This is a genomic window from Variovorax sp. EL159 (genome assembly GCF_900100965.1).
GTDB lineage: Bacteria > Pseudomonadota > Gammaproteobacteria > Burkholderiales > Burkholderiaceae_C > Variovorax.
The window spans coordinates 467,255-492,351 of the sequence record NZ_FMUJ01000001.1 but is presented as its reverse complement, the minus strand read 5'-3'; the positions used below and the strand labels follow the sequence as shown (position 1 = coordinate 492,351).

The following is a 25,097-nucleotide window of genomic DNA, read 5'->3' as shown; positions in this document are numbered from 1 at the left end:
CTGCGCTCAGCCCACGGCCGCATCGGCGTGCAGCGCGTCCACCTGCGCGTCGGCATAGCCCAACTCGGCCAGCAGCTCGCGGGTGTGCTCGCCAAGCGTCGGCGGATTCAGGCGCACGCCCAGGCGCTGCCCGTCGAGCGTGATCGGGAACAAGGTTGTCTGCGCCATCTGGCCGGCGCGCTCGCCGTCCGGCAGGCGGATGTCCGCCAGCCCGCCGGTGGCCTTCAGGTGCGGGTCGTCGTACAGGTCCTCGGGCCGGGTGATCGGCGCGAAGGGCAAGCCGTGCGCCTCGAAGATGGCGGACAGCTCCGCAGCAGAGCGGTCAGCCAACCGCCGCCGCAGGTCCGCCAGCAGCGTGGGCCGCAGGCGCACCCGGTCGTTGTTGGTGCCCAGGGCGGCATCGGTCTTCAGGTCGTTGAAGCCCAGCGCGTCGCAGAACACCTTCCACTGCGCGTCGCTCACCGCGGCCAGAAAAATCTGCTCGCCGTCTTTCACGGTGAACACGTCGTACAGCGCCCAGGCCGAGATGCGCTCGGGCATCGGCGCCGCCGCCTGCCCGGTGATGGCGTACTGCATCATGTGCTGGCCGACCAGGAACACGTTGTTCTCGAACAGCGCCGATTGCACCTCCTGCCCCTTGCCCGTCTCGGCGCGCTGCATCAGCGCGGCGATGGCGCCGATGGCGCCGAACATGCCGCCCATGATGTCGTTCACGCTCGTGCCCGCGCGCAGCGGATCGCCCGGGCGGCCGGTCATGTAGGCCAGGCCGCCCATCATCTGCACCACCTCGTCGAGCGCGGTGCGGTGCTCATAGGGGCCGGGCAGGAAGCCCGTGTGGTTCACGTACACCAGCCGCGGGTTGAGCTTGCCGAGCGCGGCGTAGCCCAGGCCGTACTTGTCCATGGTGCCGGGCCGGAAGTTCTGCGCCACCACGTCGGCGGTGGCGCACAGGCGCAGCGCCGCCTCCAGACCTTGCGGGTTGCGCAGGTCGAGCGCGATGCTCTTCTTGTTGCGGTTGAACATCGGGAAGAAACCCGCGCCCGCGCCCAGCAGGTGCCGCGTGCGGTCGCCCTCGATCGGCTCGACCTTGATGACTTCCGCCCCCAGGTCCGCCAGCACCATGCCGCAGGTCGGGCCCATGACCATGTGGGTGAACTCGACCACGCGGATGCCGGCGAGCGGCAGGCGCCTTTCTTCGGTCGGCGCCGCGCTCACGCCGCCACTCCGGCCGTGGGCACGAAGGTCTTCGGAAAGCCCGCGCGCCACACGGTGCCTTGCAGGGTTTCGCCGTCCAGCCAACCGGCCACGCGCTGGCGCAACTCGAGCAGCCGGGGCAAATCGACGCCGGTAGCGACACCCATGCTTTCGAGCATGAAGACCAGGTCTTCCGTGTCGACATTGCCGCTGGCACCGGGCGCATGCGGGCAGCCGCCGATGCCGGCCAGGCACGCGTCGAAGCGCATGATGCCGACCTCCAGCGCGGCATAGACATTGGCAAGGCCCAGACCGCGCGTGTCGTGGAAGTGGCCGCACCAGAGCCGGTCGCCCGCGATGCGCAATGCGCGTTCGAACAGGCTGCGAACCATCGCGGGATCGGCATAGCCGACAGTGTCGGCAAGGCTGACGCGATCGGCGCCCGCATCGAGCAGCGCCTGCATCAGCCGCAACGCCTCGTCGAACGCGACATGGCCCTGGATCGTGCAGCCGAACGCAGTGCCAACACCGCCCTCGATCAGCGTCTTCGAGCCCGCCGCATCGCGCGCGGCCCGGATGCGGCCAACCTCGGCCACCACCTCGTCGGGCGTCTTGCGCAGGTTGGCAAGGCTGTGCGCGTGGCTGGCCGACAGCGGCACGACCATCAGGTCGGCCTCGCCGTCGATGGCCCGCAACGCGCCCTTCAGGTTGGGCACCAGCACCGATGCGAAAAGCCCCGGCAGCGTCTTCGCATACGCCAGCAGTTCGGCGGTGTCCGCCAGTTGAGGCAGCAGGTGGGCGGGCACGAAGGAGCCGACCTCGATCTCGCGCTGACCCGCCGCATGCGCGGCGCGAATCCATTCGCGCTTGTGCGCCGTGGGCAGCACGCGCGCAATGCTCTGGAGGCCATCGCGCAGCCCCACTTCACGAACAACCGCGCGCGGCGGCAAGAAGGCATGCGTGGCAGGCGCCCCAAAAGCTTCGATCAAGAGACTGTCTCCGTGGGTGATTTGCCGCCGATATTAGGATTTCCCATCGGATTCAGAAGGTAGATTTTGGAAGCCGATTAGTTCCAAAATGGAACACCACATCCACCGCCCCACCACACGCGCATGAGAGACCTCGACCTGATCACCCTTCGCCTGTTCGTCTCCGTCTGCGAAACGCGCAGCATCGCGCGCGCCGGCGAGCAGGCCAGCATCGTCGGCTCGGCGATCAGCAAGCGCCTGGCGCTGCTCGAAGAGACGGTCGGCACGCCGCTGCTGCTGCGCAAGCGCCGCGGCGTGGTGCCCACGCCGGCTGGCGAAACGCTGCTGGAGCACGCCCGCGCCATGCTCGGCAGCGCCAACCGTATCGAGCGCGACATGGCGGCCTATGCCGGCGGCGCGCGCGGGCATGTGCGCATCCTGGCCTCGGCCTCGGTGATGGCCGAGTCGCTGGCAGAAGACGTGGCCGACTTCCTGCAGGACCCGGCGCACCGCAACATCCGCGTCGACATGGAAGAGCGCGTGAGCCCGGAGATCGTGCGCGGCATCCGCGAAGGCAGTGCATCGATCGGCCTGTGCTGGGACGCCGCCGACCTCGAGGGGCTGGAGTCGCGCGGCTACCGCACCGATCACCTGGCCATCGTCGCGCACCCCTCGCACCCCGTGGCACAGCACGGCCATGTGCGCTTCGAGCAGGTGCTCGACCATGAATTCGTCGGCATGCCCGCGCTGAGCGCCGTGCAGCTGATGCTGGCACGCGAGGCGGCGGTGGCGGGCAAGCCGATGGTGCACCGCGTGCTGGTGTCCAACTTCGACGCGGCGCTGCGCGTGGTGCGGGCCGGGCTGGCGATCAGCGTGGTGCCGGCGGAAGTGGCGCGGCCCTTCACCGACGCCTACGGCCTGCGGCTGATGCCGCTCACCGATGCCTGGGCGCGGCGCCGGTTCGCGATCTGCTTTCGCGATGAAGCAACGCTTTCGCCCTCGGCGCGGTTGCTGGTCGCGCACCTCGAACGGCGCGCGACCGATGCTCCTTTGGCTCCCTGATTCGTCCGGAAAGAGAAACTATCCATTGCGATGGAGTGGGTTTTTATTTCGTTTCCCGCAACCTAACATTCGAGGCTCATTCGACGCTGTCACGCCTTCCACCTTCCAACGAAAGACCATCATGTTGTTCCGCAGAGCCCTTCTTTCCGCCGCCGCCCTCGCCGCCACGCTGAGCCTCACCCCGCTGGCCGCCCAGGCCGCCGAGCCGCTCAAGCTCGACGTGTACAACCCCGGCGCCAAGTCGATGTTCCCGGTGTCGTCCGAACTGGTCACCGGCCAGACCGACGCCGTGCTGATCGACGCGCAGTTCCAGCGCAACGACGCCGAGGCGCTGGTGCAGAAGATCAAGGCCAGCGGCAAGAAGCTGACCACGGTCTACATCAGCCACAGCGACCCCGACTACTACTTCGGCCTCGACGTGATCCAGGCCGCCTTCCCCGACGCGAAGATCGTCGCCACGCCGCAGACCGTGGCCGCCATTCAAGCCTCGAAAGACGGCAAGCTCGCGCACTGGGGCCCGATCCTGAAGGACAACGCTCCCAAGGCGCTGGTCGTGCCGCAGCCGCTAACCGGCGACAGCATCGAACTGGAAGGCCGCAAGATCCAGGTCGTCGGGCTCGACGGCCCCACGCCCGAACGCAGCTTCGCGTGGATTCCCTCGCTCAAGGCGGTGGTCGGCGGCATTCCGGTGTCGGCCAACATCCATGTGTGGGTGGCCGACACGCAAACGCCGCAATCGCGCCGCGACTGGATCAAGACGCTGGACCGCATCGCAGCCCTGCACCCCAAGACCGTGGTGCCCGGCCACTACCTGCCGAACGCCAACGGCTCGGCGCCGTACACCGTCGCCTCGGTGAAGTTCACGCGCGACTACCTGAAGGCCTTCGAGGTGGAAGCGAACAAGGCCAAGGACTCGGCCTCGCTCATCGCCGCGATGAAGAAGCGCTACCCGAAGCTCGAAGACGCCTCGTCGCTCGAACTGGGCGCCAAGGTCATCAAGGGAGAAATGAAATGGCCGCAGTGAACGAGGCTGCGAACGCGGTCACGCTGCACTACATCTTCGATCCGCTGTGCGGCTGGTGCTATGCGGCCGCGCCGCTGGTCGAAGCGGCGCGCAGCGTGCCGGGCCTGAAGGTCGCGTTCCACGGCGGCGGCATGATGACCGGCGCCAACCGGCGCCCCATCACGCCGCAATGGCGCGACTACGTGATGCCGCACGATCGCCGCATCGCCGAACTCACGGGCCAGCCTTTCGGCGAGGGCTACTTCGAAGGGCTGCTGCGCGACACGGGCGCGGTGATGGATTCCGAACCGCCGACCACCGCGATCCTCGCGGCCGAATCGCTGCGTGCGGGCGGTGGGCTCGACATAGCGCATCGCCTGCAGCGCGCGCACTATGTCGAAGGCCGCCGCATCGCCGATGCGGATGTGATCGCGGCACTGGCCGTCGAACTCGGCTTCGATGCCGAGGCCTTCGCTGCGTCGTTCAAGCAGCTCTCGGGCGAAGCGACCGCGAAGCACATCGCGGAAAGCCGCCAGCTGCTGCAACGCGCGGGCGGCCAGGGCTTTCCGACCTTCGTGCTGACGCAGCCCGATGGCAGCGCCGGTCGCGTCGACATCGGCCCCTGGCTGGGCCGTGCGGAAGACTGGAAGGCGAAGCTCGCAGAATTCGTCGGGCCGTCGCAAGCGGCGGCCACTGCAGCCACCGACGCAACGCCGCCGATGTGCGGCCCCGACGGCTGCGCGATCTGAAGGCCTGAGGGCTGCGAAGGCCCGCTAGCGCGCCACGCCCAGCAGCCGGTCGAGCACCTCGGGCTGCGTACGCAGCACCGCCGCCTTGTCGGTGTGCACGATGGTCCCGTGGTCGAGCACCACCGCTTCGTCGGAGATCGCAAGAATCGCCTGCGGGTGCTGCTCCACGATGATCGCGGCCAGCCCTTCGTCCTGCGTGATGCGGCGGATGGCGCGCAGCAGCTCTTCCACGATGATCGGCGCCAGCCCTTCGAGCGGCTCGTCGAGCAGCAGCAGCTTCGGGTTCAGCACCAGCGCGCGGCCCACGGCCAGCATCTGCTGCTCACCGCCTGAAAGCTGCGTGCCCAGGTTGGTCTTGCGTTCGGCCAGGCGCGGGAACATCTCGTAGACGCGCTGCGGATTCCACTTGCCGGGCCGCTCCACCGCCGTCAGGTTCTCGTGCACCGTGAGCGACTTGAAGATGTTGCGCTCCTGCGGCACCCAGCCGATGCCGGCCGCGGCGCGCTGGTGCGGTGCCAGCTTGTGCAGCGCCAGCCCGCTCAGCGCGATGCTGCCGCCATGCTGGCGCGTCGCTCCTGCGAGCGTGTTGATCAGCGTGGTCTTGCCGGTGCCGTTGCGGCCCAGCAAGGCCAGCGTCTGGCCCTCGCCGAGCGTGAAGGCCACGTCGTGCAGCACCACGGCTTCGCCGTAGCCGGCACTCAGGTTCTCGATGCGCAGCAGTTCAGACATGGGCGCTTTCTCCATGGCCCAGATAGACCTCTTTGACCTTCGGATCGTTGGCGATGGTTTCGGGATCGCCCTCGGTCAGCAACGTGCCGTTGACCAGCACCGTCATGCGCGTGGCGAAACTGAACACCAGGTCCATGTCGTGCTCGATCAGCAGCACCGACACGTCGGCGGGCAGCGCGGCCACGGTCTGCAGCAGCTCTTCGCGCTCGCCGGCTGGCACACCCGCAACGGGTTCGTCGAGCAGCAGCACGCGCGGCTCGCAGGCCAGTGCAATGGCGATCTCCAGCAGGCGGCGCTTGCCGTAGGCCAGATGCTTGACCTGCTGCTTCGCCACGTCGCTCAGATGGAACTGCTCGAGCAGTTGCGTCGCACGCTCCGCCACCGCCTTGCTGGAGCCCAGCGGGCGCCACCACTGCGCACCGATGCCCTGGTGCTGCGACACCACGAGCGCCAGCGTTTCCAGCGGCGTCATTGAATCGAACAACTGGTTGATCTGGAAGGTGCGCACCAGCCCACGCGCCACGCGCTTGTGCGGTGCCAGGTTCGTGATGTCTTCGCCGAGCAGCGTGATGCGGCCTTCGGTCGGCGTGAGCACGCCCGTCAGCTGGTTGATGAGCGTGGTCTTGCCCGCGCCGTTGGGGCCGATCAGCGCATGGCGTGCGCCGCGCTTCAGGTCCATCGTCACGTTGTTGGTGGCCGTGATGCCGCCGAAGCGCATCACCAGCCCGTGGGTAGAAAGCACGGTGTCTGTCATGCCGCACCGCCCTTCTTCTTGCCGGCGCCGAACCAGGTCCAGGGCTTGAGCAGGCGGTCGCGCCCCACGAGCACCAGCAGCACCAAAATCAGCCCGATCCAGAACATCCAGTACTGCGGCGTGACGGCCGAGAGCCAGGTCTGCAGCAACTTGAACACGATGGCACCGGCCACGCCGCCATACAGCCAACCCACGCCGCCGATGACCAGCATCAGCAGCACGTCGGCCGAGCGGTCGAAAGCCAGCACGTCGAGCGAGGCGAAGCCCGTGGTCTGCGCCAGCAGCGCGCCGGCGGCACCGGCCACACCGGCGGCGATGGTGTAGACCGTCGCAAGCCGCGACACCACCGGAATGCCGATGGCCATGGCGCGCAGCCGGTTGTCGCGAATCGCCTTGAGCGTCGCGCCGAACGGCGAATGCACCAGCCGGCGCATCAGCAGAAACAGCACCAGCATCACGGCCAGCGAATACCAGGCGGCCGTGCGGCCGTACAGGTCGAAGTCGAACAGGCCGAGCACCGGCCCCATCACCACGCCCTGCAGGCCGTCGGCGCCACCGGTGAGCCAGTCGAGCTTGTTGGCCAGTTCGAGCAACAGCAGCGCGGTGCCGAGCGTGACCATCAGCCGTGTGAGATCGCTGCCGCGCAGGATCGTCACGCTCGCCACGAGCCCCAGCACGGCCGACAGCACGGTCGCCACCACAAGGCCCACCGTCGGGTCGGGCATGACGAGCTTGGCGAACAGCGCCGCCGCATACGCACCGAAACCGAAGAAGGCGGCGTGGCCCAGCGACACGATGCCGGTGTAGCCAAGGATCAGGTCGAGCGACATCGCGAACAGCGCGACGATGGCGATCTCGTTGACCAGCAGTGAATGCGAAGGCATGACCAGCGGCAGCGCGAAGGCCACGGCCCACACCACGAATTCAAGCGGACGCCAGCGCGCCTTGCGCAGCAGCGCCGACTGGAAATCAACCGAAGAAGAAGGCGCGCTCATTCAACGGCCCCCTTTGCGCGTGAACAGGCCTTGCGGCCGCCACATCAGGATCAGGATCATCAGCAGGTAGACGGTGAACGCCCCCATCTTCGGAATGAAGTACTTGCCCGCCACGTCGGCAATGCCGAGCAGCAGCGCGGCCGCCAACGGCCCGGTGATCGACGAGGTGCCGCCGACCGACACCACGATCAGGAAATAGATCATGTACTTGAGCGGGAAGGTCGGATCGAGCCCGAGAATTTCCGCGCCCAGCGCGCCGCCCAGCCCCGCAAGGCCGGAGCCCACGGCAAAGGTCAGCAGGAACACGATGTTCACGTTGATGCCCAGCCCCGCCGCCACGCGCGGGTCGTCGACCGCGGCGCGCAGCCGGCTGCCGAAGCGGGTCTTCGACAGGATGAGCTGCAGCACCACGGTGAGCACCGCGCACACGCCGATGATGAACAGCCGGTAGTGCCCCATGCCCAGCAGGAAGGCGCCGTCGCCGATCTCGGTGCGCCCGCGCAGCCACTCGGGCAGTTGCACGTTCTGCTGCGAAGAGCCGACGAAGTAGTCGATGGCAGCCACAGCCATGAAGGCCAGGCCGATGGAAAACAACACCTGGTCCAGGTGCGACTTGCCGTACATCGGCCGGTAGAGCGTGCGTTCGAGCAACGCCCCGGCCAGTGCGACGACGATGAATGCGAGCGGCAGGCAGGCCAGGAACGGCACGCCGAACTTCTGCATCGCGAACACCGTCAGGTAGCCGCCCGCCATCGCAAAGGCGCCGTGCGCGAGGTTGATGAAGTTCATCAACCCGAGCGTCACGGCGAGCCCGACGGCAAGCACGAACAACAGCATGCCGTAGGCGATGCCGTCAAAAAGAATGGTCAACATATCAGCTACTCACACAATGGCTGCGCATCGCGGTCTGTTCGGGAAACACCGAGGAACCGGCTTCGCCGGGCCTCAGGTGTTGCCCCCGGTGGGGGTTGGCGAAGCGACACGAAGTGCGCGCAGCCTGGGGGCGAGCCTTGTTACTTCGCCTTGCCCGGGTCCTTCACGCTCTTGATCACGTCGAACTCGACGTTGTAGAGCTGGCCGTCTTTCTTCTCGACCTTGCGCAGGTACACGTCCTGCACGATGTCGCGCGTCTGCGCATCGATCAGCACCTGTCCGCGCGGGCTTTCGAAGACCTGGCCCTTCATGGCCGCCAGCAGCGCTTCGCCGCCGCCCTGGCCCTTGGTGGTCTTGAGCGCTTCGTAGATCACGCGCATGCCGTCATAGCCGCCCACGGCCATGAAGTTGGGGCGCATCTTCGGGTTGGCCTTCTGGAAGGCTTCGACGAACTTCTTGTTCATCGCCGAGGGGTGCGCGGCCGAGTAGTGGTGCGAAGTGACCACGCCGAGCGCGCCGTCGCCCATGTCGTTGAGTTGATCGTCATCCGTCACGTCACCGGTGGCGATCATCTTGATGCCGGCCTTGTCCATGCCGCGCTCCAGGAACTGCTTCATGACCGCAGCGCCCGCGCCCGAGGGCACGAAGACGAACAGCGCATCGGGCTTGGCGTCGCGCACCTTCTGCAGGAACGGCGCGAAGTCGGGGTTGCGCAGCGGCACGCGCAGCTTCTCGATCACCTTGCCGCCGTTGAGGACGAAGCGCTCGCTGAAGAACTTCTCGGCGTCGTTGCCGGGACCGTAGTCGGCCACCAGCGTGACGACCGTCTTCACGCCGTTCTTGGGTGCCCAGTCGCCCATGGCAACCGACACCTGCGGCAGCGTGAAGCTCGAACGGATGATGTAGGGCGATGCCTCGGTGATGCTCGACGTGGCGGCGGCCATCACGACTTCGGGCGTCTTCGACTGGGTGGCGATGGGCGCCACGGCCAGCGCCAGCGGCGTGAGGCCGAAGCCGGCCAGCACGTTGACCTTGTCGTTCACCACCAGCTCTTGCGCCAGGCGCTTGGTCACATCGGGCAGGCCGGTGTCGTCCTTGACGATCAGCTCGATCTTCTTGCCGGCGACGGTGTCGCCGTTCTGGGCCATGTACAGGCGCGCCGCGGCTTCGATCTGGCGGCCGGTGGAGGCCGACTGCCCCGTCATCGGGAGGATCAGGCCGATCTTGAACTTGTTGTCCTGGGCACTGGCCAGGGACATGGAAAGCGCAAGCGCCGAGAGGGCTGCGGTCTGGATGAGATGGCGCCTTTGCATGGAAATCTCCTTAGGGGGCGGGAAACGGAACCGGGGCTATTTTCAACACTTTGCAACATTCGGCGGAGCAGGCAATCACCTACCCGGCCTCCGCCGCGAGGCTTTGTTGCGCGATCAACAAATGAACTGCGCGATGATCGCGCAAGGCTGTCTTCGACTTGAAAGAATCAGCTGTCGGCGCGGTACGCGGAGTCCAGCGTGAGCGTACCGACCGCGCGTGACACGCACGCGCAGATGCGGGTGGCGGCCTGCTTTTCATGCTCGCCGAGGAACACGTCGCGGTGGTCGATCTCTCCGTCGACCGCGAGCACGTCCATGGCGCACAGGCCGCACTCGCCGCGCTTGCAGTCCCACAGCGTCTGCACGCCGGCCGCGTCGAGCGCTTCGAGCAGCGTGCAATCGGCCGGCACGGTGATGGCCAGGTCGTGCCGGGGAATGCGGACCTGGAAGGATTGCGTTGCCAGCCGGCCGCTGCTGCCGAAGGTCTCGAAGCGCAGGTCTTCGAGGGGGCGGCCGGCCGCATGCCAAGCGCGCTTGACGGCCTCGAGCATCGGCACCGGGCCGCAGGTGTAGAGCTGGCCGCCGGGCGGCAGCGCGGCGATGGCGGCGGCGAAGTCGATGGGCGCCGAGCCTTCGTGTGCGGCGACGCCCTCGCCCAGCGCTTCGCGCAGTTGGTCGAGGTAGCCGAACTCGCCCGCATGGCGCGCGCCATAAAGCATCTGCACCGGCACGCCGCTGCGCCGCGCATGGGCACCGAGGCGCTGCGCCATCAGCACCAGCGGCGTGATGCCGATGCCGCCCGCCACCAGCAGGTAGCCGGGTGCCGAGAGGTCGAGCGCAAAGTGGTTCTGCGGCGCGCTCACCTGCAGGCGGTCGCCCACGGCCAGCCGCCACATCGCGAGCGAACCGCCACGGCCGTCGTCGAGCCGCTTGACGGCGATGCGCCAGCACTGGCCGTCGCCCTCGCCGACCAGCGAATACGAGCGGGTCTGCACACGGCCCTGCGCCGTCATCACCTGCACCTGCAGGTGAGCGCCGGGCTCATAGGCAGAGGCAAAGCCCGCATCGGGCCGCAGCTCGAACTCGCGCACGGTGGGCGTGACGTCGCGCAGCGCAACGACCTGCGCCTGCATCCATTGAAGATCGCTTTTCATCGGGGGAACACCAACAAGCAAACAGAGAGAGGGAAAAAAGTCGGTCAGCCGCGGCGGCGGATCAGTTGCACGCCGGGCAGCGGGCGTTGTTCGGCGGTAGGCGTGCCATGCAGCGCCTCGCGCAGGTTGCGCCGTGCAATGCGGCTGTGCTCGCGCATGAGCGCTTCGGCGCGCGAGCCTTCGCCGGACTCGATGGCGTCGAGCACCTGCACGTGCTGGTCTTGCGCGATCACGAGCATGTCGCGTGCGGCGGGCGAGTTGGCCTGCACGATCACGAAGCCCGAGGGCGAAGCGAACGGCAGGTTGACCACGCGCTCCAGCTGCTGCGCGATGACGGGGCTGCCCGCCATTTCGCAGAGCAGCGCATGAAAGCGCTCGTTGTGCGTCACGTAGCGAGAGAAGGCCGCGTCGTCGAGTGCGGGCTCGCGCAGCAGTTCGTCGATGCGCTGCAGGCAGGCGCGCGCTTCGCGCAGCACCACCGGCGGCGCGCCGCGTTCGGCCGCCAGCCGCGCGACCAGCCCCTCGAGCGTGCCGCGCAACTCGATGGCATCGGCCACGTCGCGCTCGGAAAAGGTACGCACCGCATAGCCGCCGTTGGGCAGCGCTTCGAGCAGGCCTTCCTGTTCGAGCCGCATGAGCGCGGTGCGCACCGGCGTGCGCGACACGCCGAGCTGTTCGGAGATGGCCACCTCGGCAATGCGCGCGCCACCGGGCAGGTCGCCCGCGAGGATCATTTCGCGCAGCCGCAGCTGCGCCTTCACGGCCTGCGAGCTGCCGCTGTCGCCGGGCTCGGTGGCGGGGGAAACGGCGGCGACCTTCATGCTGTCTGCACCTGTGTTTGCGCTGCCTCGACCGGGCGGATCGGAATCGCGGCGCGCGCGGGCTTTTCCTTCTCGACCATGCGGTCGATCAGCCGGCGCGCCCACATCGAGCCGGCGTCGATGTTGAGGTTGTAGAACTGATGGTCGGGGTGGTCGTCCATCGCCTTCTGCTGCGCTTCGAGCACGAGTTCGTCTTCGCGGAAGATGCCCGCCACGCCCTCGCGCAGCTCGTGCGTCAGGCGCTGTTCGCCCAGGCAGTAGTTGCGCGCGAAGGCCCAGAAGTACAGGCAGGTCTTGTCGGTCTCGGGCGTGATGGTGTTGAGCACGTAGCCGTTGACGCCCTTGCTGCGGTCGCCGGGGTTGCCGTTGCTGGGCACCGCGCCGCTGCCCGCCTCGGCCACGCCGACGTCGATGTTCACGGTGCACGGGCCTTCGAAGCGAATGATCTGCCAGCGGTCGACCTTGCCGGTGTAGCCGCGTGCATGGCGGATCTGGCCGCCCCAGAACGGTGGCGGGTCGATGCTTTCCATCCAGCGCGTGACAGTGGCCGAGCGGTCGCCGTGCGTGGCGACGAAAGGCGCCTCGGCCACTTCGCGGTTGCCGATCGAGGAGCCGTGCACGAAGGTCTCGTGCGTGAGGTCCATGAGGTTGTCGACCACGAGCCGGTAGTCGCAGTTGACGCGAATCATCTTGCCGTCGCCGGCCCAGGCGGGGTCGTCGTTCCAGTGCATGTCGGGCACCAGCGCCGGGTCGGCCTTGGCCGGGTCGCCGGGCCAGATCCACACGAAGCGGTGCTTCTCGACCACCGGAAAGCTGCGCACGCAGGCCGAGGGGTTGAGCGTTTCCTGGCTCGGCATGTGGGTGCAGCGGCCCTGGCTGTTGTAGACAAGGCCGTGGTAGCCACAGACCAGCTCGTCGCCTTCGAGGCGGCCGAGCGACAGCGGCATGAGGCGGTGCCAGCAGGCGTCTTCGAGCACGGCGACCTGCCCGTCGGTGCGGCGGAACAGCACCACCTTCTGGTTGCAGATCGTGCGAGGCAGCAGGGCGTGACGCACTTCGACGTCATAGGCGGCGGCGTACCAGGCGTTCAGTGGAAAGGCGGTCGTGGGCGTTTTCATGAATACTCAATGTATACAGAAATTAAGAAATTTCCAGCTCGAATCGCCAATTCGAGGGTAAATACCGAGTCATCTGTATACAAACAAGGCGACTTCGAAGGCTTTACGATTTGCCGTTCGTTTCCCAGCCACGACGGAGTTCATCCATGTCCCAGCACGCCGCCCTGCCCGCCCGCTACGACCACGTGGGCAGTTTCCTGCGCCCCAAATACCTGCTCGAAGCCCGCGAGCAGAAGGCCAAGGGCGAGATCACGCCCGAGCAACTGCGCAAGGTCGAAGACCAGGCCATCACCGAGATCGTCAAGTTCCAGGAAGACATCGGCCTCAAGAGCATCACCGACGGCGAGTTCCGCCGCACGTACTTCCACATCGACTTTCTCGACCAGCTCGGCGGCGTGAAGACCGACATCCCGGTCACCATCCGCAAGCCCGACGGCACCGAAGAACTGGCACCGCCCGCGATGCGCGTGATCGACAAGGTGCGCCACGTCAAGGACATCCAGCTCGCCGACTTCCAGTACCTCAAGAGCCAGGTCTCGGCGGGCCGCACGCCGAAGGTGACCATTCCTTCGCCGACCATGCTGCACTTCCGCGGCGGCCGCGCCGGCATCAGCAAAGAGGCGTATCCCGAACTCGACCCGGTGTTCTACGACGACGTAGCCAAAGCCTACGGCGACGAGCTGCGCTCGCTGGCCGCCGCCGGCTGCACCTACGTGCAGATGGACGACACCAACCTCGCCTACCTGTGCGACGAGCACATGCGCGAAGCCGCCCGCAAGCGCGGCGACGACCCGAACGAACTGCCGCACCGCTACGCCGCCTTCATCAACAAAGTGGTCGCGCAGAAGCCGCCGGGCATGCTGCTGGCCATGCACCTGTGCCGCGGCAACTTCAAGAGCACGCACGCCGCCGCCGGCAACTACGAGCCCGTGGCCGAGGCGCTGCTGAAAGAGATGGACCTCGACGCCTACTTCATGGAATACGACGACGCCCGCTCGGGCGACTTCAAGCCGCTGCGCTACCTGCCCAAGGGCAAGACGGTGGTGCTGGGCCTCGTGACCACGAAGTTCGGCCAGATGGAAGACAAGGACGAGCTCAAGCGCCGCATCGAAGACGCCGCCAAGTACGTGCCGCTCGAGCAGCTCGCGCTGTCGCCGCAGTGCGGCTTCTCGAGCACCGTGCACGGCAACAACATCGCGGTGGAAGCGCAGCGCAACAAGCTGCGCCTGGTGGTCGAGACCGCGCAGGAGGTCTGGGGCTCGACCTGAGGCGCCGTTTCTGGTGAAGTCGGGGGCATGACGACTCACATCTATTCCGGCCCCCTCAGCATGTTCGGCGCCAAGGTCGAGATCGCGGCACGCGAAAAAAACGTGCCCTTCGAACTGGTCATGGTGCCCTTCGTCGAAGGCGACGCCTACGAGCCCAAGCACCCCGAGGTGCTTCGGGTCAACCCCGTCAAGCAGCAGGTGCCCGTGCTGGTCGACGACGAGGTTTCGCTGTTCGATTCGACGCAGATCTTCGAGTACCTCGAAGACCGCTACCCCGCACCCACATCGCTCGCGTTGTGGCCCCAAGGCATTGCCGAGCGGGCCCGCGCGCGGCAGCTGGAGCAGAAGTCCGACGAGGTCTTCTTTCCGAACGTCATCAAGCTCTTCGGCCTGCAGGAGGCCATGCAGAGCCCTCCGGCGATCGCGGCCTGTGCCGGCTGCGCGCGCTTCTACGAAGAAATGGAAGGCCTGCTGGCCACGCGCGAGTACCTCGCGGGCCCGTATTCCTTCGCGGACATCGCCTTCTACATGGCGCACGTGTTCGCCGACCGCAAGGGTGCCGGCATGACCGGCGCCACGCCGCGCCTCGTGGCGTGGCGCGACCGCGTGGGCGACCGGCCGGCCGTGCGCGCGGTGGTCGATCCGATGATGCGGTTCCTGGCCTCGCAAGGGCGCGGCGTGCCGGCCTTCCTGCAGCGCTGACCGGGCGAGAGCGCGGCACTGAGGCATCATCGGCCCCATGCCGAATACAAGGTTCGACTGGCTGCCTTCGCCGTCGCAGCATTTCCTCGTCGTCACTTTTGCGCTGCTTGTCTACGTACTGACCACGCGTGCGCGCCGCGAGCAGCGCGCGCCCACCACGGCCATCGCCTGGGTCATGGGGCTGGTGCTGCTGCCCTATTTCATCCTGCCGATGTACCTGCTGTTCGGCCAGCGCAAGCTGCGCCCGGCGGGCTCGCCGCGGCCGCCGCGCTCGGTGCCGCCGGGGCACTGGGCGGCCGACCTGATCGAGAGCTTCGGCCTTGCGCCGCCGGGGCGCTGCGCGATCCGCATGCACGCCGACGGCGAGGCCGCGCGCGAGGCGCTGTGGCAGGTGATCGACGGCGCGCGCGAGCGCATCGACGTGTGCACCTTCATCATCGGCAACGACGATCTCGGCCACGCGGTGCTCGCGCGGCTGGCGAAGCGGGCGCGCGAAGGCATCAAGGTGCGCGTGCTGCTCGACGGCTTCGGTGCGCTGTCGCTGCCGCGCCATCACTTCGACCTGCTGCGCGCGGCGGGCGGCGAGGTGGCGGTGTTCCGCCCCTTCTTCAGCCTGCGCCGCATCGGCCCTCGCAACCTGCGCAACCACCGCAAGTTCACCATTGCGGACGACAGCTGGCTCTGGTCGGGCGGGCGCAATCTTGCGGGCGAGTACTTCAGCGGCAACGCCAAGCACCCCGAGGCCTGGCGCGACCTGTCCTTCGACCTGCACGGCAGCGTGGCCGCGGCGGCCTCGCGCCAGTTCGACCACGACTGGACCTCGGTGCGCCCGCGCAAGGCCCGCGCGATCACGGCCGAAGACGTGCCCGAAGGCCCGGGCACCGCCATGGCCCAGTTCCTGCCGAGCGGCCCCGACCAGACCGAAGACACCGCGCACGCCCTCCTGATCGACGCGTGCTTTCGCGCCGAGCACCGCCTGCTGGCGATCACGCCCTACTTCGTGCCCGGCGACGGCCTGCGCGATGCGCTGCGGCTGGCCGCACGGCGCGGCGTGCAGGTGACCATCGCGATGCCCGCGCAGTCGAACCACCGCCTGGCCGACTTCGTGCGCGCACGCGCCATGCGCGACCTGGCGCGCGCCGGCGTGAGCTTTCGCATGCTGCCCTTCATGGCGCACGCCAAGGCCGTGGTGGTCGACGACGAACTCGCCATGTGCGGCTCCATCAACCTCGACCTGCGCAGCCTGCTGCTCAATCACGAGGCGAACGTGGTGTTCTACGGGCAGGCCGACATCGAATGGCTGGCCGAGTGGATCGAGACCACCGCCTCGGCCGGCGAGCCCTACCGCGCGCGGCGTCCGGGGCTGGTGCGCGACGTGGCCGAGGGGCTGCTGCTCACCGTCGCTTTTCAGCTGTAGGTGCCGTCGCGGCCGTTGCCGCACGCGATTTGCGGCGCCAGTGCTCGGCATCCGTGAACTAGATCACGGTCCTCCGCGGGCTCTGCAGCAGCAGCTTGCGGAGCCTCGCCACCTCGCCACGCATCCGGTGCTCCGCGTCGTGACAAACTGCCCAAATAATAGGCAGGCACTACAGCGGGGCAAGCCCCATTCCTACGGGCTCAAAATTTAAAATTGAGGCCTTACTGGTTACCTCAACGTCGTGTTGGGGAATGAGCGGTCCGCTCTTCATCTCATCGACAGGCAACCAGCCCCCGCACTTCGGAAGCATCGGCGCCCTTCAGGGCGCATCGCCTTCGGCGAATTCGATGCGATGCAAAAGCGTGACCGGCAAAGGTGGTCTCGGGCGGGGGTTTGCGTGCTTCCTGCAGCCCGGGTCCATCGGGTCGCCTGAAGCGACTCCCCTTTGATTTTTGCCGAGTCCCCCTGCGGGAAAAAATCGATGCGATCCGTTGATTCGCTGCTGGCGCGTGCGCGCCGGCTGGGCGCAGCCATGCCTTTTTTTGCATTGGCCTGCGCGATGTTGCTGCTGCTTTCCGTGTGCGTGCCCGCCCGGGCCGCCATGGACGAGGTCGGCCGTGCCACGCCCAGCGTGCACCGCCTGAAGTTCTTCGTCGACCCCCAGCTGGTGGCCGACATCGGCGTGCCCGAAGCGGGACGCCGGCTCGCACAGTACGTGGCCGACATCAACACGGTGTTCACGCGCGAAACCGTGCGCAGCTTCGTCTTCGATCCCGCGAAAGACCTGCGCGTCGTCGCACCGGGGTCGGCGCCGCAGTGCGGCTTCAATGGCGTGGCCGAGCGCGAGGTCGTGCTGTGCGTGTCGAAGTCGCAGAGCGGCTACAGCCACGGCGGCCTGACCACGAGCACCACCTTCCCGCCCAAGGGCGTGACCTGGAACCTCAACTGGACCGCCATTCACGACCCGCTGCGCCTGACGCGCACGATCTCCCCCGCCGCGCCCGAGTCCACCGAGAAGGACTACCTCGGCCGCCAGCTCAAGACCCTGCTGCATGAGCTCGAACACGTCTTCGGCGCGGGCTCCGGCGAGTACTACAACGCCACCGCCGTGACCGACACCACCGGCATCGCACCGAAGGCCGACCTGGAACTGGCGAACCCGACCGACCGCTACTGGTGGCCGCGCCAGCACTGGCGGCTCGACCCCTTGCTGGGCACCGTCTTCGAGGAGCGCTTCGCCCCCCCCGCCAACCGCGTCGCCACGCTGGAGATGATCCGCTTCACCGCGGGCACCAAGGCCAACATCAACACCGACTGGAGCGACTGGCCCCGCCTCGGCACCTCGAAGTACATGGCCGCAACCACCGCCACGCAGGTGCGCGTGACCGACGCCGCGACCGGCACCGCACTGGCCGGCGCACTGGTCTCGGTCTGGCGCGACCCCGGTGCACGCAAGCCGCTGGAGCTTCTGGTGCAAGGCGCGACCGACGCGAACGGCCGCTTCGCCTTCGACTGGCACTGCGGCTTCAGCTGCTTCGCCGTCGGCAAGACGAACCTGCTGGTGAAGGCGCAGTCGCCGGAGCGCGCACCGGGTGCGACCTGGTTCACGATCTTCGATGCCTTCGAGCAGAAGGCCGTGCAGGGCCAGTCGGCCTTCACCATCGACCTGCCGCTCGGCATTCGCGACACCGACAAGCCGACCGTGTCGCTCGCCGCCCCGGCCATGGCCACGGTGGGCCAGCCCACCACCCTTGCGCCGGTGGCGATCGACAACGTCGGCGTGGCCGGCGTCAAGGTCGTCGGCACCAACAGCCTGCCGATCTGCACCTTCACCGCGCCGCCGTACACCTGCACGTGGACGCCGACCACACCCGGCACGCAGACGATCCACGTGATCGCGATCGATGCGGCGGGCAATGCGTCCGTCGCATCCGCGAACGTGATCGTCAACCCGCCGGCCGACACCATCGCTCCGAGCGCGACGCTGGCCGCGCCGCCGGACGCAGTGGTAGGCATGGCAACGCGGCTGTCTGCCACGGCGTCCGACAACGTCGGCGTGGCCGAGCTGAAGTTCATCGTCGACGGCCGCACCGTGTGTACGCTGAAGGCCGCGCCCTATGTGTGCGCATGGACGCCCGCGAAGGCCGGCGCCGCCAACATCGAGCTGCGCGTTGCCGATGCGGCCGGCAACATCGTGGCCACCTCGGCCAATGTCCGCGTCGATGCGGGCCTGCGACCCGAAGACATGTAGTGCAAGGCAAGGCGGCGAGAAAGAACGCCGTCGCCTTGCTTGTCACCCCCGGTTGGTGAAGCTCGCGTTGCCCAGCCCCGTGCCGATGGTCAGCACGCCCCAGTGCCGCACGTCGCGCATGAAGGGCAGTTCGCTCAGGCCCTGCACCACCGCGTCGTTGTGCATCAGCACCAGCGTCGCGCCCGAGTCCATCATCGGCATGCGGCGCCACAGTGCGCTGGGCAGATGGAAGGCCTCGCTCTCCCAATCGCCGGGCAGGTTCTGCGCGCCGCGTGCGATCGAGCCGTCCTGCCGGATCAGCCCCGGGCAGCCGATGCCGATGAAGGGCGCGAGCCGGATCTTCTTGCGCTCGCTGTGGACCACCATGTCTTCGAGCATGTCGGCGATGTGCTCCACCATGCCGCCACGGTTCGGCCCTTCGTCGGCGTGGTGCCATTTCTCGCGCCGCACCACCTCGGCCAGCGAGAAGTCGGGCGCCCTGCGGTGCCGCGTCTTGACGATGCCGCAGCGCACGTTGGTGCCGCCGATGTCCACCGCGAGGATCGCGTCGTGCTTCTTCAGCATGGCGGGCGGCGTGAGATGCACCCAGCCGATCAGGCCGCCGTCATCCACGTTGTGCGACAGGCGGCCGAGCTGCACGTGCAGGCCCATGTCTTCGAGGATGGCACCCGCTTGCAGGATCGCGCGCTCGCCCACGTCGCTCTCGGGAAAGCCGCCACCGACCACGATGCGCTGCACCTTCCGCCACGAAGGCTGGCGCATGAAGCGCTGGATCACGAAGGCCAGCTCTTCCGCGAATTCCTCGATGGCACCGTGCATCACATCGGCGGCTTCGGAGGCCTTCTTCTCCTGCAGCGCGCGGTCGAGTTCCTTCTTGCTGAGGTCGCGCGAATGCGATCGGCCCAGCGGGTCCTTGCCGGCCTTGCGGCGTCGCTTGCGCCATCGTTCGAGCAGCTCCCTGAAAGCCGTCTGGCTCGCCTGGTCGCCGACGAAGCCGTCCTTGTCGCGCAACTGCAGGCTGTAGCCGTCGACCTGCAGGCCGGGCAGCTCGCGCAGGCCATGGACGTCGGGGCCGGGCAGGTCGCTCTTGTGCGGCTTGTGCGGTTGGGGTTTGGTCGTGGCTTTGGTCTTGGTCTGCTTGGACTTCATGGCCACTGACTATGGGCCGCTGCACAGCCCCGGCGCATCGGCTCCGCGCACCTCGGCGTGTAGGAGACGGACGGGTACTCCGCGCAAAGAGATGTCTATACACTGGCCCGGATGCCCCTGCACCGCCGCCTTTGGCACACAGCCCTGTTGCTCTCCCTTGCCTGGCTTGCGGCCATCTCGCCCGCGCAGGCCGCCGACGAGCCGCTGCGCGTCGGCTCCAAGCGCTTCACCGAGTCGTACATCCTGGCCGAGCTGCTGGCACAGACCGCCGCGCCGCACACCGCATCGCCGCCCGTGGTGCGGCAAGGGCTGGGCAACACGGCCATCGTCTACGAGGCGCTGCGCTCGGGCGCCATCGACCTCTATGCCGAATACACCGGCACCATCGCACTCGAAATCCTCAAGGGCTCGCCAGCGGAAACGCGCGAGGCCATGAACGCCTCGCTCGCGCCGATGGACCTGGGCGTGGCCATTCCGCTCGGCTTCAACGACGGCTATGCGCTGGCGGTGCGGGCGGCCGATGCCGACCGGCTCGGCCTGCGCACGTTGAGCGACCTGGCGAAGCACCCCGAACTCAAGCTCGGCCTGTCGAATGAATTCCTCGGTCGCGCCGATGGCTGGAAGGGGCTGGCCTCGCGCTACGGCTTCACGCAGACGCCGACCGGCCTCGATCACGGCCTGGCCTACGAGGCGGTGGCCGCCAAGCAGATCGACGCCATCGACATCTACACCACCGACGCCAAGATCGATCACCTCGGCCTGCGCGTGCTCGAAGACGACAAGAAATACTTTCCGCGCTACGACGCGGTGGTGCTCTACAGGCTCGACCTGCCCACGCGGCTGCCCAAGGCATGGGCCGCGCTGCAAACGCTCGAAGGAAAGGTCGACGAGCACGCGATGATCGCGATGAACGCACGCGCCGAGCTGCAGAGCGTGCCCTTCGACGTGATCGCGCGCGACTTCATCGCCAGCACCGGCAAGACCGGCGCGGCACCGGCGCAGGAAGCCCGGCGCGGCTTCACCGCCAAGCTGTTCGGCCCCGACCTCTGGAAGCTGGCGCGCCAGCACCTGCTGCTGGTGGCGTTGTCGGTGGGCGTCGCCATCCTGATTGGCGTGCCCATCGCGATCCTGGTGTTCTCGCATGTGCGGCTGCGCGCCGTGGTGCTCGGCATCGCGAGCCTGCTGCAGACCGTGCCGTCGCTCGCGCTGCTGGCGGTGCTGATCTCGATGCTCGGCGCCATCGGCGCACTGCCCGCGCTGATCGCGCTCACGCTCTATTCGCTGCTGCCGATCATGCGCAACACGGTGACGGGCCTGGCCGAAGTGCCGAACGGCCTGCGGCTGGCCGGCACCGCGCTCGGCATGACACCGCCGCAGAGCCTGCAGCTCGTGCTGCTGCCGTTGGCGCTCCCCACGCTGCTCGCAGGCGTGCGTACGGCCACGGCGATTGCCATCGGCACCGCGACCATCGCGGCCTTCATCGGTGCGGGCGGTTTCGGCGAACGCATCGTGACGGGGCTGGCCCTCAACGACCGCGAGCTGCTGCTGGCCGGCGCGCTGCCGGCCGCCGCGATGGCGCTGCTGAGCGAAGGCATTTTCGAGCTGATCGAATTCGCGATGCGCCGCCGCCGACGCGCACCGCCAAGCTCGCTGCCGCCCGCCTGAAGACCGGTCAGGCCAGCGTGTAGGCGGTCTTCACCGTGGTGAAGAACTCCTGCGCGTACTTGCCCTGCTCGCGCGGGCCGTAGCTGCTGCCCTTGCGGCCGCCGAAGGGCACGTGGTAGTCGACGCCCGCCGTCGGCAGGTTGACCATCACCATGCCGGCCTGGCTGTGGCGCTTGAAGTGCGTGGCGTACTTCAGCGAGGTGGTGGCGATACCGGCCGAGAGGCCGAACTCGGTGTCGTTGGCGGTGGCCAGCGCCTCTTCGTAGTTCTTCACGCGGATCACGCTCGCGACCGGGCCGAAGATTTCTTCCTTGTTGATGCGCATGGCGGCGGCCGATTCGCTGAACAGCGCGGGCGACATGTAGTAGCCATCGGTCTCCAGCTTCAGGCGTTCGCCGCCGGCTGCGAGCGTGGCGCCTTCGCCCTTGCCGATGGCGATGTATTCCATGTCCTGGTCGAGCTGCGACCTCGACGAGACAGGGCCCACGTCGGTGCCTTGCGCGAGCGCATCGCCGACCTTGATCTTGGCCATGCGCGCCTTCATCGCCTCGATGAACTTCGGGTAGATGCCTTCGGTCACGATGAGCCGGCTCGATGCGGTGCAACGCTGGCCGGTCGAATAGAAGGCGCTCTGCACGCTCAGTTCCACGGCCTGTGCCAGATCGGCGTCGTCCAGGATCACCTGCGGGTTCTTGCCACCCATTTCGAGCTGCACCTTCTTGTGGTTGGTGACGCACTGGATCGCGATGTTGCGGCCCACGCCCACCGAGCCGGTGAAGCTGATCGCATGAATGCCGGGGTGTTGGACCAGCGCCTCGCCGATCACGCTGCCACGGCCCATCACGAGGTTGAACACGCCCGCCGGAATGCCCGAGCGGCTGATGATTTCACTCAGTGCCCAGGCGCTGCCCGGCACGAGGTCGGCGGGCTTGAGCACCACGCAGTTGCCGAAGGCCAGTGCCGGTGCGATCTTCCACGCGGGAATGGCAATCGGAAAGTTCCACGGCGTGATGAGGCCGACCACGCCGACCGGCTCGCGCGTGATCTCGACGCCGATGTTGGGCCGCACCGAAGGCAGCACCTCGCCCGACAGGCGCAGGCATTCGCCCGCGAAGAACTTGAAGATCTGGCCCGCGCGCGTGGCCTCGCCAATGCCTTCGGCCTTGGTCTTGCCTTCTTCGCGCGCGAGCAGCGTGCCCAGCTCTTCCTTGCGCGCCAGGATCTCGTTGCCGATCTTGTCGAGCGCGTCGGAGCGCGCCTGGATGCTGCCCGTGGCCCAGGCCGGAAAGGCCGCGGTGGCGGCGGCCACGGCGGCATCGACATGCGCCGCGTCGCCTTGCGTGTACTGGCCCAGCACATCGGCCAGGTTGCTCGGGTTGACGTTGGGGCTGTAGCTTGCGCCGGCACGCCATTCGCCCGCGATCAGGTTGTCGAAGTTCTGCATGAGGGGTTCCTTGCTTTGCTGCTGCTCGATGAAAAGAAAGAAGCCGGAGCGATGAGGCTCCGGCTGCGGGAATGGAAAACGAAGGCTACGCTTTCAACGAACCATGCATGGTTTCTTGTTGTCGAAAGTCCAGTCGGGAATCAGGTATTGCATCGCCTGCGCATCGTTGCGCGCACCGAGGCCGTGCTTCAGATAAAGCTGGTGCGCCTTCTCGACTTCGTCCATGTCGAGTTCGATGCCCAAGCCGCCGCGCGTCGGCACCTGCACGAAGCCGCCTTCGATCTGCAGCGGTGCCTTGGTCAGGCGTTGGCCGTCCTGCCAGATCCAGTGCGTGTCGATGGCCGTGACCTTGCCGGGTGCGGCCGCAGCCACATGCGTGAACATTGCGAGCGATACATCGAAGTGGTTGTTGGAATGCGAGCCCCAGGTCAGGCCCCAGGCCTGGCACAACTGCGCCACGCGCACCGAGCCCTGCATGGTCCAGAAGTGCGGATCGGCCAACGGGATGTCGACCGACTGCAGCGAGAGGCTGTGCACCATCTCGCGCCAGTCGGTGGCGACCATGTTGGTGGCCGTCGGCAGGCCGGTGGCACGGCGAAACTCGGCCATCACCTCGCGGCCCGAGAACACGCCTTCGGCACCGCACGGGTCTTCGGCATAGGCCATCACGCCATGCAGGTCGCGGCACAGGCGGATCGCATCGGCAAGCAGCCAGCCACCATTCGGGTCAAGCGTGACGCGCGCCTTCGGAAAGCGCTCGTGCAGCGCACGGATCGCCTCGACTTCTTCTTCGCCGCGCAGCACGCCGCCCTTGAGCTTGAAGTCGGTGAAGCCGTAGCGCGCATGCGTGGCTTCGGCCAGGCGCACGATCGATTCGGGCGTCATGGCTTCTTCGTGGCGCAGGCGGAACCAGTCGTTGTCGGCCCCGGGGTCGGTCTCGTAAGGCAGGTCGGTCTTCTTGCGGTCGCCCACGTAGAAGAGGTAGCCGAGCATCTGCACCGCATCGCGCTGCTGGCCTTCGCCGAGCAATGCGGCCACGGGCACTTCGAGGAACTGGCCCAGCAGGTCGAGCAGCGCGGCCTCGACGGCGGTGACCGCGTGGATGGTCACGCGCAGGTCGAAGGTCTGCTGACCGCGGCCGCCGCTGTCGCGGCCGGCAAAAGCGCTGCGCAGGCTGTTGAGCACGGCGTTGTGGCGGCCGATGGGCTGACCCACGATGAGTCCGCGCGCATCTTCGAGCGTCTGGCGGATCTTCTCGCCGCCCGGTACTTCGCCGACGCCGGTGTGGCCGGCGCTGTCGGTCAGGATCAGCAGGTTGCGCGTGAAGAAAGGGCCATGGGCGCCGCTGAGGTTCATCAGCATGCTGTCGTGGCCCGCAACGGGCACCACGCGCATGCCGGTGACGACGGGCGCGCCCGGCACGGCGTTGGAAACAACGGATTCAGGACTTGTCATCTTCGGGCTTGCTGCTTCAGTCTGCAGTGATGTGGCGTGTGTCGATGAGCGTCTTCCAGCGCGTCCATTCGCGCAACTGGAAGGCGGTGAAATCTTCGGGCGTGCTGGCGACGATTTCAAGACCCTGGTCGAGCATGCGCTTCTTCGTCTCGGGGTCTTGCATGGCGGCGATCACCGCGTCGCTCAGCTTCTTCTTCAGCGCGGGTGGCAGCCCCTTGGGCGCAGCCATGCCTTGCCATGAGTAGACCTCGGCACCCTTCACGCCGGCTTCGGCCAGCGTGGGTACGTCGGGCAACACGGGCGAACGCTTGTCGCCGGTGACGGCAATGGCGCGCAGCTTGCCCGCGCGGATGTGCGGCAGCACGGCATTGACGTTCTGGAACGAGAAGTCGACCTGGTTGCCCAGCAGGTCGTTGACTGCCGGCGCACCGCCCTTGTAGGGCACGTGCACGCCTTCGGTTTTCGTCTGCTGCCAGAAGAGTTCGGCCGAGAGATGGTCGGACGAGCCGTTGCCCGAGCTCGCGAACGAGACCTTGCCCGGCGTCTTGCGCAGCAGCGCGAGCACGTCGGCCACGGTGCGCTCGGGCCGCGCGACATTCGCGACCAGCACGTTGGGCGCCTGCACGGGCACGCTGATGTAGTCGAAGTCTTTGGTGGCGTCGTAGGGCACGCTCTTTTGCAGATGCGGCGTGACGACGAAGGCGCCGAGCGACGACACCAGCAGCGTGTAGCCATCGGGCGCCGCGCGCTTGACGAAGCCGGTGCCGATGGTGCCCGTGGCACCGGGTCGGTTGTCGACGACGAAGCTGCCGCCGAGTTTGTTCTGCAGCTGCAGCGCCAACGCGCGCGCCACCATGTCGGTGGAGCCGCCGGCGGGGAACGGCACGACGATGGTCACCGGCTTCTGCTGCGGCCATGCATCGGCCTGTGCCAGGGCATGCAGGGGAAGCAGCGCGGTGGCGGCGAGCGCGAAGCCCGTCGCAAGAAGTTTTCTTCTGTTCATTCGCGCATCC

21 protein-coding genes and 1 pseudogene are annotated in these 25,097 nt (G+C 67.5%); 8 read left to right on the top strand and 14 right to left on the bottom strand.

The annotated features are described in order from the left end of the window. Positions 1-6: 6 nt before the first annotated feature. Together BLQ28_RS02320 and BLQ28_RS02315 are read right to left on the bottom strand one after the other, a co-directional pair. Entirely contained in the window at positions 7-1,215 is a 1,209-nt protein-coding gene (locus BLQ28_RS02320) for a CaiB/BaiF CoA transferase family protein (protein WP_093237667.1), read from the bottom strand. Beyond that, positions 1,212-2,180 (bottom strand): hydroxymethylglutaryl-CoA lyase, encoded by a 969-nt coding sequence (locus BLQ28_RS02315; protein WP_093237666.1) that lies wholly within the window; start codon positions 2,178-2,180, stop codon positions 1,212-1,214. The genes BLQ28_RS02320 and BLQ28_RS02315 overlap by 4 nt, the downstream gene beginning before the upstream one ends. A gap of 126 nt (positions 2,181-2,306) precedes the next feature. On the opposite strand from BLQ28_RS02315, the gene BLQ28_RS02310 reads away from it, so the two are divergent. From BLQ28_RS02310 to BLQ28_RS02300, 3 genes and pseudogenes are all read left to right on the top strand, one after another. Continuing rightward, a complete protein-coding gene (locus BLQ28_RS02310; RefSeq protein ID WP_093236943.1) occupies positions 2,307-3,224 on the top strand; it encodes a LysR substrate-binding domain-containing protein in 918 nt (305 codons plus the stop codon). 124 nt (positions 3,225-3,348) lie between these two features. Further along, positions 3,349-4,242 (top strand): annotated as a pseudogene (locus BLQ28_RS02305) (MBL fold metallo-hydrolase); the annotation flags it as partial. Next, the gene (locus BLQ28_RS02300) at positions 4,236-4,976 is read left to right on the top strand and encodes a DsbA family protein (RefSeq protein WP_093236942.1); all 741 of its coding nucleotides are present in this window, start codon (positions 4,236-4,238) and stop codon (positions 4,974-4,976) included. The pseudogene BLQ28_RS02305 and the gene BLQ28_RS02300, both read left to right, overlap by 7 nt. A 24-nt stretch (positions 4,977-5,000) precedes the next feature. On the opposite strand, the gene BLQ28_RS02295 is transcribed toward BLQ28_RS02300, so the two are convergent. The 8 genes from BLQ28_RS02295 to BLQ28_RS02260 all read right to left on the bottom strand — a co-directional run bounded on the left by BLQ28_RS02295 (position 5,001) and on the right by BLQ28_RS02260 (position 12,733). Beyond that, a complete protein-coding gene (locus BLQ28_RS02295) occupies positions 5,001-5,705 on the bottom strand; it encodes an ABC transporter ATP-binding protein (protein ID WP_093236941.1) in 705 nt (234 codons plus the stop codon). Next, a complete protein-coding gene (locus tag BLQ28_RS02290; protein ID WP_093236940.1) occupies positions 5,698-6,459 on the bottom strand; it encodes an ABC transporter ATP-binding protein in 762 nt (253 codons plus the stop codon). Before BLQ28_RS02290 ends, BLQ28_RS02295 begins: the two co-directional genes overlap by 8 nt. Further along, positions 6,456-7,454: a branched-chain amino acid ABC transporter permease gene (locus tag BLQ28_RS02285; RefSeq protein WP_093236939.1), complete on the bottom strand. Its 999-nt coding sequence runs from the start codon at positions 7,452-7,454 to the stop codon at positions 6,456-6,458. Before BLQ28_RS02285 ends, BLQ28_RS02290 begins: the two co-directional genes overlap by 4 nt. After that, a complete protein-coding gene (locus BLQ28_RS02280) occupies positions 7,455-8,327 on the bottom strand; it encodes a branched-chain amino acid ABC transporter permease (protein ID WP_093236938.1) in 873 nt (290 codons plus the stop codon). Positions 8,328-8,467: 140 nt separating this feature from the next. Next, a complete protein-coding gene (locus BLQ28_RS02275; RefSeq protein ID WP_093236937.1) occupies positions 8,468-9,640 on the bottom strand; it encodes an ABC transporter substrate-binding protein in 1,173 nt (390 codons plus the stop codon). Between the two features lie 167 nt (positions 9,641-9,807). Beyond that, on the bottom strand, positions 9,808-10,794 hold the full coding sequence (locus BLQ28_RS02270; protein WP_093236936.1) for a PDR/VanB family oxidoreductase: 987 nt from the start codon (positions 10,792-10,794) through the stop codon (positions 9,808-9,810). Between the two features lie 44 nt (positions 10,795-10,838). After that, positions 10,839-11,615 (bottom strand): GntR family transcriptional regulator, encoded by a 777-nt coding sequence (locus tag BLQ28_RS02265; protein ID WP_093236935.1) that lies wholly within the window; start codon positions 11,613-11,615, stop codon positions 10,839-10,841. After that, positions 11,612-12,733: an aromatic ring-hydroxylating dioxygenase subunit alpha gene (locus tag BLQ28_RS02260; RefSeq protein ID WP_093236934.1), complete on the bottom strand. Its 1,122-nt coding sequence runs from the start codon at positions 12,731-12,733 to the stop codon at positions 11,612-11,614. Before BLQ28_RS02260 ends, BLQ28_RS02265 begins: the two co-directional genes overlap by 4 nt. A gap of 146 nt (positions 12,734-12,879) precedes the next feature. Here BLQ28_RS02260 and BLQ28_RS02255 point away from each other — a divergent pair, with 146 nt between their 5' ends. From BLQ28_RS02255 to BLQ28_RS02240, 4 genes are all read left to right on the top strand, one after another. Continuing rightward, positions 12,880-14,001 (top strand): 5-methyltetrahydropteroyltriglutamate--homocysteine S-methyltransferase, encoded by a 1,122-nt coding sequence (locus tag BLQ28_RS02255; RefSeq protein ID WP_093236933.1) that lies wholly within the window; start codon positions 12,880-12,882, stop codon positions 13,999-14,001. 27 nt (positions 14,002-14,028) lie between these two features. Next, positions 14,029-14,703, top strand: a complete 675-nt coding sequence (locus BLQ28_RS02250) for a glutathione S-transferase family protein (protein WP_093236932.1) — start codon at positions 14,029-14,031, stop codon at positions 14,701-14,703. A gap of 37 nt (positions 14,704-14,740) precedes the next feature. Further along, the gene (locus BLQ28_RS02245) at positions 14,741-16,120 is read left to right on the top strand and encodes a phospholipase D-like domain-containing protein (RefSeq protein WP_093236931.1); all 1,380 of its coding nucleotides are present in this window, start codon (positions 14,741-14,743) and stop codon (positions 16,118-16,120) included. A gap of 481 nt (positions 16,121-16,601) precedes the next feature. Continuing rightward, positions 16,602-18,371 carry an Ig-like domain-containing protein gene (locus tag BLQ28_RS02240; protein WP_093236930.1) on the top strand — a complete coding sequence of 590 codons (1,770 nt, stop codon included), beginning with the start codon at positions 16,602-16,604 and terminating at the stop codon, positions 18,369-18,371. 42 nt (positions 18,372-18,413) lie between these two features. On the opposite strand, the gene BLQ28_RS02235 is transcribed toward BLQ28_RS02240, so the two are convergent. Further along, entirely contained in the window at positions 18,414-19,520 is a 1,107-nt protein-coding gene (locus BLQ28_RS02235) for an ROK family protein (protein WP_256327140.1), read from the bottom strand. 111 nt (positions 19,521-19,631) lie between these two features. On the opposite strand from BLQ28_RS02235, the gene BLQ28_RS02230 reads away from it, so the two are divergent. Next, positions 19,632-21,185: a glycine betaine ABC transporter substrate-binding protein gene (locus BLQ28_RS02230; protein ID WP_093236929.1), complete on the top strand. Its 1,554-nt coding sequence runs from the start codon at positions 19,632-19,634 to the stop codon at positions 21,183-21,185. Positions 21,186-21,192: 7 nt separating this feature from the next. Here the strand turns inward: BLQ28_RS02230 and BLQ28_RS02225 are convergent, their stop codons facing one another. The 3 genes from BLQ28_RS02225 to BLQ28_RS02215 all read right to left on the bottom strand — a co-directional run bounded on the left by BLQ28_RS02225 (position 21,193) and on the right by BLQ28_RS02215 (position 25,087). Next, on the bottom strand, positions 21,193-22,629 hold the full coding sequence (locus BLQ28_RS02225) for an aldehyde dehydrogenase family protein (RefSeq protein ID WP_093236928.1): 1,437 nt from the start codon (positions 22,627-22,629) through the stop codon (positions 21,193-21,195). Between the two features lie 93 nt (positions 22,630-22,722). Next, positions 22,723-24,084: a glucarate dehydratase gene (gene gudD / locus BLQ28_RS02220; protein WP_093236927.1), complete on the bottom strand. Its 1,362-nt coding sequence runs from the start codon at positions 24,082-24,084 to the stop codon at positions 22,723-22,725. A gap of 16 nt (positions 24,085-24,100) precedes the next feature. Next, the gene (locus BLQ28_RS02215; protein ID WP_176800990.1) at positions 24,101-25,087 is read right to left on the bottom strand and encodes a Bug family tripartite tricarboxylate transporter substrate binding protein; all 987 of its coding nucleotides are present in this window, start codon (positions 25,085-25,087) and stop codon (positions 24,101-24,103) included. Positions 25,088-25,097: the final 10 nt, after the last annotated feature.